This window comes from Streptococcus infantis (assembly GCF_001579645.1).
Classification (GTDB): Bacteria; Bacillota; Bacilli; order Lactobacillales; family Streptococcaceae; genus Streptococcus; species Streptococcus infantis_E.
Genome location: NZ_KQ970825.1, coordinates 1 through 13,208, shown reverse-complemented (window position 1 = coordinate 13,208; position 13,208 = coordinate 1). Strand labels below are relative to the sequence as shown.

Below are 13,208 nucleotides of genomic sequence, written 5' to 3'. Positions count from 1 at the left end.
TCTATTTTCCTTTTCTATCTACCTCTTGTAATAACTGCCGAAGCATATTGGCACGGATAAGATTGGCATCATCGCCTAAAACTCGGTCTGTCGCCATCGCTAATAATAGATTCATCTCCTGACGGGTCACCAAATCCTGCTCAAACAAGAGTCTTAAAACATCTTCAAAGATAGCTATGCTAACTTCTTCACCTACCGAATACAGTAAATCTCGAAGCATATCATGATGGTTGGAAAATTCAATTCGACCAATGCGAATATAACCTCCGCCACCTCGCTTACTTTCAACCAAGTAGCCTCTACTTTCCGTAAAGCGTGTCTTGATCACATAGTTAATCTGACTAGGAACAACCTGAAAAGTATCTGCTAACTGACTCCGTTGCAACTCCACAATACCAGATTGATCTAAAATTGCCTTGATGTAGGCCTCAATATGATCCGATGTATTTTTAAATCTCATTACAAACCCACCTCTCTCTTTAAACCTTGACTATCTTTGACTATTATACCGAATTTTTCAATTTTTTAAAAGAAAAAGGGGCTGGTAAAATATAATCTTCACCAACTCCTTATCTTTCTAATTATTTAAACCCAATTCCGCTAATATCTGGCGTTTATAGGCAATTTTTTGAACTTCCTTGTCTTCGGCTTCAGACCAATCTAGTTTGATCTCAGAAACGATCTGACCAGGTCTATTCTTCAAGATATAAATGCGATCACTGAGATTGAGGGCCTCCTCGATACTATGCGTGATGATGAGTGTCGTCAACTCTAGCTGTTTGTGAATCTCCAGATACCAGGCGTGGAGTTCCATCTTAGTCATCTCATCCAAAGCGCTGAAGGCCTCGTCTAGAAGAAAGAGCTTATGCCCGAAAAGGTAGGTACGGAGTAGGGCCACGCGCTGACGCATTCCTCCGCTAAGCTCATGAGGATACTTGTCCCGTACCGCCGTCAACTGAAAGGTAGCAAGGATTTCATCTGCTTTGGCAATGGCTTCTGCCTTATCCACTTTTTGAATCAAAAGGGGCAGGATGATATTACCAAGTACCGTCTTGTGTTCCAAGAGAAGATCCTTTTGTAGCATATAGCTCACGCGCCCCTTGGGATTTTCCTCACCGTCAAGAATGATTCGGCCAGACTGGACTTCTAAAATTCCTGCAATCAGGTTAAATAGAGTGGTCTTTCCGACACCACTGGGGCCTAGGATAGAGACCACTTCACCTGAAGTCACCTCTAGGTTGATATCCTCTAAAATCTTTTCATTATCGTAGGCATAGCTTACGTGTTCTAGTCTAATTTCTGTCATTATTTTACAAATTCGTTAGTAAATCCTTTATCAGTCAAGTCTTCCTTGAGAATCCCATTTTCTTTATCCCATTTGTAGAAGGCATTCCAGCGGTCCGCATCAAATTGTCCCCATTTTTCCTTGTCGCTTGCATATTCTTTTGACAAGTATTTTTGAGATTCGATGACAAAATCACGCTTATCTTTGAGTTCTGGGGCATTCTTGATCAGGATATCTGCAGCTTCTTCTGGGTGCTCCATAGCATATTGGTAGCCTTTTTTAATAGCTTGGATGACTTTACGAGCTTCTTCCTTATTATCTTTCAAATAATCATTGTTAGCGATGATAACTGGTGAGTAGTAGTCAAATTCTTTAACATAGTCTTTCAAATACATAAAGTTAGCATCTACACCTTGAGATTTAGCAAGGATTCCATCCCAACCATAATAAATCCAAGCAGAATCAAAAACGCCATTGGCAATCGGTGTGATCGAGTTTGAATCGTTGTTTGGTACTTTTTCAACCTTCTCAAAGTCTCCACCTTGAGATTCTACCAAGGTTTTCAACATCGCAAGCTCAGTTGGGTCATTCCAGGTTCCGTATTTCTTACCAACCAAGTCTTTTGGACTGTTGATATTGTCAGACTTACGAGAGATGATCCCTGATGTATTATGCTCAACGATTGCTGCAACAGCAGTAATACCTGCTCCTTTTTCCAATTTCTTAGCCATGTAGTCTTGGAAATAGATAGCAAACGGTGCCTTACCATTGATAACTAAGTCTGATGAACTCTCTTCTGGTGGCAATTTCAAGTCAACGTCCACTCCAGCTTCCTTGAAATATCCTTTTTCCTTGGCAACATAAAGCCCTGTGTGGTTAGTATTTGGTGTCCAGTCTAAGATAAAGTCAATCTTCTTAAGTTCTGCCTCTTTGTTGTCCTTAGAAGCAGTTCCTTGGCCACAAGCCACCAGCACGATAGCTACAAAAGCTGCTACAATCGTTAAAAACACTTTCCATGTTTTCTTCATTCTTATTTCCTCTTTTCTTTTTCAAAACGCTCTATTTTAAGTACGTTTCCATTTAATCACATATTTTTCACTGATATCGACTAGCTTCATACCCAGAAGACTGATCAGTGATACCAGAATAATAATCGCAAACATGGTATCATACTGAAACAGTTTTTTGGACTGAATCATATAGACACCTAGTCCTTCAAAGCCTCCCAACCACTCAGATACCACTGTTGTGATAAAGGCGTAGGAAACACTAACCCTCAGACCTGCATAAAAGTAGGGCAGGCTAACCGGGATCTTAAAATGCCAAAGGATTTGCCAAGGATTGGCTCGCATCAGACTAAACAAGGTCAGCATGTCCTTGTCACAATGCCTAAAACCATCTAAAATACTGACGATGATAGGAAAAGTAGTCGTCAAGATAATCAAAACAATCTTGGGCAAAATTCCATAACCCAACCATAAAACTAGGATAGGGGCTATGGCAATGGTCGGTATGGTCTGGACAACTACCATCATGGGGTAAATCAGGTCATTGAGCCATCCCAAACTATCCATAAGGACGGCCATGATACAGGCTATCAAGACACCCAGCACCAAACCTAGCAAAGCTACTCTCAAGGTTGCCCAACTATGGTACCAAAGAAATTCTCTATCACGAACAAAAGACTGGAGGATTTCAAGTGGCGTCGGTAGGATGAACTTTGGTAAGAGTTTCAAGAATCCCGCCACCTGCCAAAGAGATAAGACACCCAAAATTCCTAGCAGACTAATATGCCGTCTCATTATACTTTTCAAGTTTCTCATCGATGCTTAAAATCTCTCCTATATTTATTTTCACATTGGCAAAAACATTGTCTGCTCCTTGACCTGCCACTTCTAGCGCTTCTTTGAGAATGCGCATAAGCTCATCAAATTCTCCCTCCAAAACTGTTTCAAAGGGTGTCACCACCATGGTCACTCCTTGAGTTTGCAGATAAGCAATGACTTGATCAATTACAGCTATGCGGTCAATCCCTTGTGACAGGGGCAGGACTTGTAAAGCAATGCTTGCTTTCATTCAAACCTCCTTCTAAGTTACAGTTTTTCTTTGAAAAAAAGAAAAACCTCTTTCATATATGAAAAAGGTGCAAAATTAGGCCAAGTATCGTTCCCTACGCTGGCATTACCCAGATCAGGTGCGGTCGAAGTTTAAACACTTCCTCTCAGACTGTACACAGACTCCCATATATTATATGGACATATGATAACGCAAAAAAAATAAGATGTCAAGGAAACTGCTTACAGAAAAGAGAGTGGGACAGAAATCGGTAATTCGTTAGAATTCGATTTCATCGTCCCACCTCCGCACAGTTGAGTAGGGCCGTAAAAGCTGATGAAATCAGCGTAGTAGAGCCCACTCAACCACTGCGTCTTACTCGACAATCCAAAGAAAATTGAGAGGCTAGGACTTTTGTCCCAACCTCTCCTCTAATCATCTATTCTCAGTTAATTCTTTCAATTAAAGCATAGGTGCAAATAACTGAGCTACTTCTTTGATTAATGTTTGATACCAAGTAGGCTTGATTGTTCCAGGAAAAATTTCTTGCGACTCTTCAAAAATTTCTTCAAAATCATTACGAATAGTTGCAATGGACGGTGTTTCATACAATAAAACTGCATTTTCATAGTGGTGAACCAAGCTGCGATAATCAAGGTTTATGGTTCCAACAACCGCAAATCGATCATCAACAATCATTTGCTTACTATGGATAAAACCAGGAGTATACTCATAGATACGTACACCAGCAGACAAAAGATCAGGATAAGACCCTCGAGTTACTAACTGGATGAGCTTTTTATCTGGGATAAATGGAGTTATAATTCTCACATCTACACCTCGCATGGCTGCATTTTTTATATCCTCTGTCAAATCATAATCAATAATGAGATAAGGCGTGGTGATATAGACAAAATCTTCCGCTTGATTAATCAGATTTTGATAGACGATTTTACCCACCTTCATTTTATAGATAGGCTTAGGGCCACTTCCATACGGGATACAAAGACCATCTCCTGGTCGTGTCTGATTTTCCAAATGATACTGATCAAAATCACTAATTTCTCCACGGTTGATGTACCAGTTCATGAGAAATAGTCTGGTAAAGGCTTGAGTCGCCGGACCATCTATCCGAATCCCACTATCTTTCCAGTGTCCAAAACGTTCAATCTGGTTGATGTATTCGTCGGAAAGGTTGATCCCACCAGTATAGGCAATCTGCCCATCAATGACCAAAATCTTACGGTGGTCACGGTTATTATAGGCCACTGTCATACGAGGAATCACCTTATTAAACTTATGAGCATCAATCCCTTTAGAACGCAAATGAACGGTATAATCCCCAGGCAAGGTCACCATACAACCAATATCATCGTAGAGCATCTTGACCTCAACTCCCTGAGCAGCTTTTTCTTCAAGAATTTCAAGCATACTATCCCACATCAAACCTTCGTCGACAATGTAGTATTCTAGAAAAATAAATTTTTCAGCCCTCTTCAGATCCTCGAGCATCTGTTGCCACATTTCTTCTCCATTAGCAAAGAATTGTGAGTCTGTATGGTCATAAACCTCTGCATTACTATCCATATGTAGCAAGGCATTGATAATACCGTAAGCCGATTTATCTGTTTCTTGTAGGATCTGATGAAGACTATGCTCTCGCTTTTCATGAGATGCAATAGAACGAAGTTCCTGCAGTTGTTTGAATTCCTTTTTTGATAACCGACGCTCACCAAACATGATATAAAGTAAGGGACCAAAAACAGGGACAAAAGTAACAATCAACCAAGTCACCTTGCTCTCAGGAGACATGGAACGATTAACAATGGCTAAAACAGTTGCCACACTGACAAGAAATACAAGAGTAACCCAAACAAATGGAGCAATCTGACTCATGTAAAGAATGACTGCAAAAACTACAAATAATTCTATCAGAATTATCGCAATGCTAAAACCATACTTGGACATCAATAGTCGCAATTTTCTAGTTCCCATAACTCCCCCTCAATTTCTAAGTCTACTCCCTAATTTAACGTCTGAAAACGCTTGTTACCTTCTAGTATACTTAGTTTAGAAGAACTTAGCAAGTCTTTTCTGTTTAGGCCGATAGTTCTCCAACTGAGGTGAACAATAAAAAGCAGGCCACTTATATGTGCCTGCTCTTATATTACAATTTTAATGCCAACATATTGACCGTCATACCAGCTGCAGTTCCCATCAAGAAGATGGTATCTCCTTCTTTTACATAGCCATGATCGAGTGCATAGGCCAAGCCAAAAGGTACAGCAACGGAAACCATATTCCCATAATCCGTAACGAGATTAAGGTATTTGTCTTCGTCTACACCCAGTTTTCCCATGACCAAAGGAAGAGCGCGACTAGCTTGGTGGGGAATAATATAGTCTACAGCATCTTTAGAAATACCAGATTTCTCTTGGAATTCTTGGAACATTTCTGGGATGACACGAGCAGAAAGCAAGAGAATTTTCTTGCCTTTCATATCAAACATAAAATTTGTCTTGGTCTCTTCAGAGTATTCTTTTGGTTGATAAGAAGTCAAGCCTCCACGAATCTCTGTATCGTGAGCCCCCTCTGACCAAGTACGTTGAAGGCTTGCTATCACTCCTTTTTCCTGACTACTTTTTTGGAAAATAAAGGCTGCTGCCCCATCACTAAAGAGTTCAAAACTTTCTTTTTGCTTTTGATTAAGACCCAAGCTACCAACTTCACTAGATACAATCAAAACACGACGGTATTCCCCAGCTTCAATCAAATGTGACATGGTTGATAAAGCAGAGATAAAACTTGTACAAGTCGTATTGATATCCATAGCTGGGATAGAGAGCCCTTTTGCCACACGTTCATGAATCAAAGCTGCCGTACAAGGAATCGGCTGAACACCAACCGCACTAGCTGATACCAGGCAATCAATGTCTTTCATACTCAAATTTGCATTTTCAAGTGCAGCTTGGATAGCTGCTTCTGCCAAATCTAGTTGCGTTTCTTCATTTTCAACCACACGATGACGGGTCTGGTCTTTAAATTGCACCGTATTTTTTGGAAGGCAGACTCCATAACCTGCAATTTCTACATGTCTTTTTACTTCCGTCATAATTTTTTGTCCTTTCATAAACGTTGGATACGTTTGAGCTTACGACTTGTATCCCAGTGATAATCCGAAAATTGTATTTCAGGTTCTTTAAACTCTTTTTGTTGCGCCAAGAGTCGAAACTGCTCTGTAATCGCTGTTTCAACTTGCTCACCTCTTCGACTCAGACAGACTTCCACTAACTTCTCAGAATGTTGTTTGACTTGGTAGTCTCCGACATTCTCCACAAAGAGAATACAACGTCTGATAAAGTCAGGATAAATCGTTATTCGACCCCCGTCCTGTCCTTCAAAGTAGAAGATGTCATCAGAGCGACCTTCGACCTTGTCAATCCTTGTGTAATGAGATCCGCATGGACAAGGTTCAGGATTTTCAACTAGAATATCATTGAGCTGGTAGCGATAAACAGGCTGACTGCTTCGCTTAAAGTCCGTAATCACTGGATAAAAACGCCGGTCATCCAAGTAGTGCTTTTCTACAAATATGATATCTTCATTGAGATGAAGATTCCCAGCAGAGCAAGTACAAGCTAGAAAACCTTCCGTTGCTTGATATACTTGGTCAATAATCGGCAACTCAAAAGCGCTCAAAATTCGCTCTTTATCACTATCTTCCAAGATTTCAGCCACCGAAACGATTTTTTGTGGGTAAATGACTAACTCCCCATCTTTTAGACGCTTACTCAATTCAATCAACATAGAAGCAGGCGCTACCACAATGGTCGGTTGATAACTATTGAGATGCTCTATATGCTCATCTGTATTCTTGAAAATATCAAAGTATTCTAAACGAATAAGTGCCGTATTGATGGTCTGATAGAGTTCATTATCCGCTCTGAGGAAAAAGGCTATGCGGTGCCCAAAAAGTTGGCCCTTGGGCAACATCTTTGCCAAGATAGCTGCTGCCCACATACTTCTCTCTTTTTCAGTTGTGATAAAGAGTCCCCGGTGTCCAGATGTTCCAGAAGACAACCCAACAGCTATTTCTCCCTTGAGCTCTGTAAAATTCCTGGTCTTTTCACTTTCGATAGCCAAAGCCAAGGCCTCGTCTCGATCTACACCTTGAGTATTAAGCTCATTGAAATGCGTCATCATAAAAGCCTTATCCATATGGTCAAAGTCGTTAGGTACACCATTTTTAAAATAAGGTGACTCACGTTTGAGAAAGTCCATATAGGCAGCCAGTTGCTTCTTCTGATAGTTTTCTAAAGCTTCTCGAGACTTAAAATTATGAAGCCAACGCGTTTGGATAAACGTTTTAAGAAAGGTTATTTTTTTCATACAAGATCCGCTCAATCCTTTCTACAGGGTCATGGCTGACTAGTACTTCTATGCCATCTTTTAAAACCTCTTCCAGCAACTCTGTTCCCTTGATATAGGCTTCCTTGTTGTCCTGCACCAAGGAAGGAATCAGGCGCATCTGTTTGGTGTAAGGTAAGAGGTCTATTCCCCAACAAAGATCTGCTGCGATAAAGAGATGATAATCTGGAATAAAGAGACAAGCTTGCCCCTTAGCATGCCCATCAATAGAAGCTACAAGGATACTTCCGTCTCCAAAAAGATCGATGGTAGGGCGATACTTAAAGTTAGCATTTTGCTGATTTGCCTTGATGACTGTCAATCTTTCCTCGAAGTCACTCGGCAAAAATTCTTTAAAAATTAAATCTTTTAGTTTTGGTTTCTTGTAAACATCATAGACTTCCTGGGTCAGGATAAAATTTGCATTCGAAAAGAAGCTAGCCCCTCCCAGATGATCAGGATGTAGATGAGACAGCAAGACATAGTTAATTTCTTCTGGCTTCATTCCTTTAGCTTTCAGCAAATGTAAAATCTGATCCTTGTCCGTCATTTGAACAGGCGTTCCTAGACGGTACAAGCCATAACGAAGTTTTCTCTTAATATCATAGTGATAACCAGTGTCATAAAGCAGATACCCCTTTTCTCTATGCTTAATTAAAAAGACACCTGCTGGGAAAGTCATCTTTCTATTTTTGACACCCTTAAATAGCAAACCCGCGTAGCTAGTACAGTAGCCGGCTGGGAAATACTCAATGCTTTCGATAATCTTGGACATATTGTTCGATCCCTTCTGAAATACTAATTTTCGGATGATACCCCAATTTCCTCTCAGCCTTGCTAATATCCAAAGTTTGACTATAGCGAAGCAGATAATAGGTATATCGAGTTAGAGGTGGCTCCCCTTTAAGGTTCAAGATCTTGTATATAAATTCTAAACTACTTGCAATTCCTGATAAGAGAGATGCTGGAATTTTTCTATATTTGATTGGGTAACCCAAACCTGTCAAACTTTCCTCTAGCAAATCCCTAAAAGCCCTTGGTTCGCCATTAGTGATATTATAGATATCACCTTTTGCTTCTGGAGCTTCCAAAGCTAAACGAATTGCCAAAGCTACATTTTCCACACAAGTCATGTCCATGAGCTGACGCCCATCTCCAATCAAAGGAATTCCAATTTTTTGACTAAGATTGATCACACGTGGCAAAATACTGGTATCCCCAATCCCAAAAAGCCCCCGAGGTCTCAAGATGATACTCGGAAAATCTGGATAATCTTTAAAGAGTTTCTCCGAAGCCAATTTACTACGGATATAGTTATTGAGATTATTTTCCTCTGGAGCATCCGTTTCTTTAATACCAAGTTGGTCTTTAGGTGCTGCATAAATACTTGGTGAGGATACGTAGACTAAGCGCTGAATCCCAGCTTGGCGACAAGCTTGGAGAACATATTTGGTTCCTAAAACATTAGCCTGATAAAAATCTTCCCAAGGGCCCCAAACTGTTGACAGGGCTCCCGCATGAACGACCAGATCCATCCCCTTGCAAGCCTCTAGCACATCATCAGCTTTGGTCAAATCACCCTGAAAAAAACTAACCGAAGAATTTTCCAAGGAGCGACCTACCTTACTGTTTCTACCAAAAGCTCGCACTTGGTAACCATGCTCAACTAGTTCTTTAACAACATATTTTCCAAGAAAACCAGTGGCTCCTGTAACTAATACTTTTTTCATCACTCTTTCTCCTTAGTTGCTAACAGGCGGTGGATTTCACCTTCCAATATTTCTGTCGGATGATAAGATTGTGCGACTTGGCGGAGATTCTCCAATTCTGTCCAATTTTCTTTAGCCAATAGCCTATCAAAGGCCTGCCCAATCTCCTTGCTATTATCTCTTTTAGCTGTATAAGCAACACCCGCTTCCACACCCCGAACAGCATAATCAAATTGGTCGTAGTCATGAGACAATATCAGAGCAGGTTTGCCATAAATAATGCACTGATAAAAGATACCTGCTCCACCATGATGAATGACATAGTCCATCTGAGGAATGTATTCCTTGTAAGGAAGATAAGAAACAACGGAAAGATTCTCCATCAGATTCTCACACTTGAAAGGTTGTCCACCAACTCCACGAGTCACAAAAAAGTGAAAGTCAGGATGTACTTTAGCTAGTTGCTTAGTTTGATAGATTAGATTATCTTTGGCCCAAGCTAGTTGCGTCCCACAAGTTACCAAAACCTTCTTGCGATTAGGAAAAGCCGATAAATCTAATGGATAATCCTCTACAGCCTCAACTGAAGCGCCAAAAGGTCCTACCCAGCAATAGTGCTCTGGAAATCCTTTCTTCAACTCCACTTCTTTCATCCCAATACCTAAGATAGAATAGGGAGAATAAATAGTTTCTTGGCCTTTCTGATTGTAAAGTTTAAAATGATAACGCCTTAAGCGGTCTCGTAATAAAAAAGTTACTATCCGTTTTCCCAAACGCGTTATTTTTCTCCCAAGAAACTGTTCTAGAACCTGCCAACTATTCTGGGGAGCCCCCATACCTCCAAAGAAACAAGGAGGTCCCTCTGTCGTCTCAATCGCAAACTGGGTCGCCATAGTTGTTATCCACGGAATTCCCATCTGCTCAGCTACAAGGCCACCAGACAGAGTTATAAAATCAGCAATAACAATATCCGGACGATGATTTGTCCATTCTTGGATTAATTGGTCCGAAACTAGGTTAATCAAATCAAGACTAGCAGACAACTGCCGATAGGCTGAAAAAATCCCTAACTGCTCCTTATTGTTAGCAGCTTTTTCAAATTCTTTTACGTGTCCTTCTAAAATGGGAAGAACTTGAAAACCAACCGCCTCTGCAACAGCCTTTTTCTGAGGACCTGTAAATAAACGAATCTCATACTGAGGATTGTCTAATAGAGGTAGTAATAAATTCATAGTTGGATACAAATGTCCACTTAAAGGAACAATCACAACATCGATTTTGATTTTCTTCATAATCCTAGCATATCAAATTTTCCAAAAAAGAACTATCACAAGGATAGTTCTTCTTAAATATTATTGGTTTTAAATCATAGAAATAGTATTTGGTTTCCTAATACATTATTTGAATATTCGGGAGGAATTCCTAATGTAAGAATCTTAAATTTACAATCCCTAAAAAATTTTCCAAAGGAGCTTTGCTTAGAACAATTCCTTATAGAAAGCAATAGTTTCTTCCAAAGTTGGCATGAATGGATTACCTGGTGCACAAGCATCAATCAAGGCATTCTTAGAAAGGTATTCAAAGTCAAAGTCTTTTTCTTCGATACCAAGTTCTGTCAATTTCTTAGGAATACCGACAGTTTCAGAAAGTTTTTCAATTTCAGAAATAGCATAAGCAGCACATTCTTCATCTGATTTTCCTTCGATTTGCATACCCAAGGCCTTAGCAACATTACGGAAGGCTACAGGTACACGTTTGGCATTTTCACGCTCAACGACTGGCAAAAGCATAGCACAGCAAACGCCATGAGGCAAGTTATAGACAGCACCCAATTGGTGAGCCATTGAGTGAACATAGCCGAGTCCAGCATTGTTAAAGCTCATTCCTCCAAGGAAGATGGCATTAACCATACCTTCACGAGCTTCGATGTCGTGTCCGTTTTCTACTGCACGTGGAAGATATTCTTTGATCAGCTCGATAGCTCCAATAGAGAGTTTCTTAGTCACATCATAAGCACCTGGTGTTACCAAAGCTTCAACAGCGTGAGTAAGAGCATCCATACCAGTAGCAGCAGTCAAAGCTTGAGGTTTTGAAACCATCAATTCAGGGTCATTAACAGAGATAAGAGCAAGACTATTCTTATCAACCATTACCATTTTAACCTTACGTTCTTCATCAGTGATAACGTAGTTGATAGTAATTTCTGCTGATGTACCTGCAGTAGTATTAATAGCTACAACAGGAAGGCCTTTTTGAGCAGACTTATGCAAACCTTCATAATCCTGTGGCTTACCGCCATTAGTAGCGATTACAGAAATACAGCTAGCTGCATCCTGTGGAGAGCCACCACCGACAGAGATGATAAAGTCACAGTTATGCTCTTTCAAAGCAGCGACCCCATCCATGACATTTTTACAAGTAGGGTTCGGTTCAACATCACTAAAGATAACGTAAGCAATCCCTTCATCATCTAAAGGTTTTAAAATTTTTGACAATATATCACTTGATTCGATATACTTATCTGTCACCAAAAGAGCTTTAGTATAGCCCAACTCCTTAACATAAGGCCCAACTTCATTTACCACACCTTTGCCAATAAGGTTAACTGCTGGAACGTAAAATGTTGCCATATTTTTTCCTCCTTGCGTGTTTCACGCTTTATATTTAGGTTAATTATATAATATATTTTCTACATTTTCAAATATTTGTGATTTTTTTAACAAATATATCGCAAAGGAAGGGAGTGGGAAGCCCCACATCCCTCTTATTTTTTTACAAAACGCCTTTTTTCAGGATAATATTTCCATAAAGAGCACTTTCTCCAGTTTGAATCACTAAATAAGCTTTCTCTGCCTGATCGTAAAATTCAAAACGTTCAAACTCTTTGATAGATGCACCTGTATGATACTTTCCAAGTAAGGCTTTATATTCATCCCAAATAACTGGAATTGTTGGATCTCCTGGTACAACCTGCATAAGGCCTGCTTGATAGTCACTGTATGTATCGAGAGGTAGTAGTTGCAAGATAGCATCCAAGATCACAGGAACTCCATGACCATCACAACGAACAACACGTTGTCCGATCCTGTGAGCTGGGAAATTAGCATCAGCTATGACTAGCTCATCTCCATGTCCCATCTCCATTAGATACTTAACTAGCTCTGGGCTAATAATTTTAGGAATATTCTTTAACATTTACTCCCCCTTCTCCACTAATGACTTGAAAAACCGTTGACTAGTTTCGACATTATCCAAATCTTCTACTGCATAACTTTTCAGTAATTCTGATTGTCGAATGAGGTTTTGTGCTTCCTCTCTTTATTGAACAATTTCCAAAGTCAACAATTGAGACAAAACATTTATGCGAGATTCTTTGGTAAGACTATAATTAAAACTAAAGTGTATAATTCCTTTCATACTAAAACGAGTATTTAACAAGATACATATTTTTTCCTTATGTAAAAATCACCGATTCAACCCATTATGATTGAATCGGTGATATATTTTATTTCTTACTAAAATTTTGTGTTCCTAATACAGTTAATGACTATTCAAGAGTTAATAATAATACGACAAAAATAGAGTCCATAATTCAAAAAGTTGTTTTATCCATTGCTAAAATATCAAAAAGGAGAGGACCCGATTAAACTCTTTCAAATAGAAATTTTTTCATCATTCTACAGCAGTTGACACAGTGAAAAAAGATTTATAATAAATAAAAAAAAGAACAACTAGTGTTCTTACTCTTGTAA

General features: G+C 39.6%; 13 protein-coding genes. All 13 read right to left on the bottom strand.

What is annotated here, in order from left to right; all coding sequences use genetic code 11:
* Position 1 precedes the first annotated feature (1 nt).
* Complete coding sequence (locus tag SINDD18_RS09540; RefSeq protein WP_049529886.1) at positions 2-460, bottom strand: CtsR family transcriptional regulator; 459 nt, start codon at positions 458-460, stop codon at positions 2-4.
* 117 nt (positions 461-577) lie between these two features.
* Complete coding sequence (locus tag SINDD18_RS09535) at positions 578-1,306, bottom strand: ABC transporter ATP-binding protein (protein ID WP_061863947.1); 729 nt, start codon at positions 1,304-1,306, stop codon at positions 578-580.
* Positions 1,306-2,313 carry an ABC transporter substrate-binding protein gene (locus SINDD18_RS09530; protein WP_061863946.1) on the bottom strand — a complete coding sequence of 336 codons (1,008 nt, stop codon included), beginning with the start codon at positions 2,311-2,313 and terminating at the stop codon, positions 1,306-1,308. The genes SINDD18_RS09535 and SINDD18_RS09530 overlap by 1 nt, the downstream gene beginning before the upstream one ends.
* Positions 2,314-2,349: 36 nt before the next feature.
* Positions 2,350-3,108, bottom strand: a complete 759-nt coding sequence (locus SINDD18_RS09525) for an ABC transporter permease (RefSeq protein ID WP_061863945.1) — start codon at positions 3,106-3,108, stop codon at positions 2,350-2,352.
* Positions 3,071-3,361, bottom strand: coding sequence for a thiamine-binding protein (locus SINDD18_RS09520; RefSeq protein ID WP_061863944.1), 291 nt, complete (start codon positions 3,359-3,361; stop codon positions 3,071-3,073). The genes SINDD18_RS09525 and SINDD18_RS09520 overlap by 38 nt, the downstream gene beginning before the upstream one ends.
* Positions 3,362-3,802: 441 nt before the next feature.
* Positions 3,803-5,335 carry a cardiolipin synthase gene (gene cls / locus SINDD18_RS09515; RefSeq protein ID WP_061863943.1) on the bottom strand — a complete coding sequence of 511 codons (1,533 nt, stop codon included), beginning with the start codon at positions 5,333-5,335 and terminating at the stop codon, positions 3,803-3,805.
* A gap of 172 nt (positions 5,336-5,507) precedes the next feature.
* Entirely contained in the window at positions 5,508-6,452 is a 945-nt protein-coding gene (locus tag SINDD18_RS09510; RefSeq protein ID WP_061863942.1) for a 3-oxoacyl-[acyl-carrier-protein] synthase III C-terminal domain-containing protein, read from the bottom strand.
* A 14-nt stretch (positions 6,453-6,466) separates the two neighbouring features.
* Positions 6,467-7,729, bottom strand: coding sequence for a F390 synthetase-related protein (locus SINDD18_RS09505; protein WP_061863941.1), 1,263 nt, complete (start codon positions 7,727-7,729; stop codon positions 6,467-6,469).
* Positions 7,707-8,522, bottom strand: coding sequence for an MBL fold metallo-hydrolase (locus tag SINDD18_RS09500; protein WP_061863940.1), 816 nt, complete (start codon positions 8,520-8,522; stop codon positions 7,707-7,709). Before SINDD18_RS09500 ends, SINDD18_RS09505 begins: the two co-directional genes overlap by 23 nt.
* Positions 8,497-9,477, bottom strand: a complete 981-nt coding sequence (locus tag SINDD18_RS09495; RefSeq protein ID WP_061863939.1) for an NAD-dependent epimerase/dehydratase family protein — start codon at positions 9,475-9,477, stop codon at positions 8,497-8,499. The genes SINDD18_RS09500 and SINDD18_RS09495 overlap by 26 nt, the downstream gene beginning before the upstream one ends.
* On the bottom strand, positions 9,477-10,748 hold the full coding sequence (locus SINDD18_RS09490; RefSeq protein ID WP_061863938.1) for a glycosyltransferase: 1,272 nt from the start codon (positions 10,746-10,748) through the stop codon (positions 9,477-9,479). The genes SINDD18_RS09495 and SINDD18_RS09490 overlap by 1 nt, the downstream gene beginning before the upstream one ends.
* Before the next feature lie 186 nt (positions 10,749-10,934).
* Positions 10,935-12,086: an iron-containing alcohol dehydrogenase gene (locus SINDD18_RS09485; RefSeq protein WP_061863937.1), complete on the bottom strand. Its 1,152-nt coding sequence runs from the start codon at positions 12,084-12,086 to the stop codon at positions 10,935-10,937.
* A gap of 142 nt (positions 12,087-12,228) precedes the next feature.
* Positions 12,229-12,651, bottom strand: a complete 423-nt coding sequence (locus SINDD18_RS09480) for an RbsD/FucU family protein (protein WP_061863936.1) — start codon at positions 12,649-12,651, stop codon at positions 12,229-12,231.
* Between the last annotated feature and the right edge of the window lie 557 nt (positions 12,652-13,208).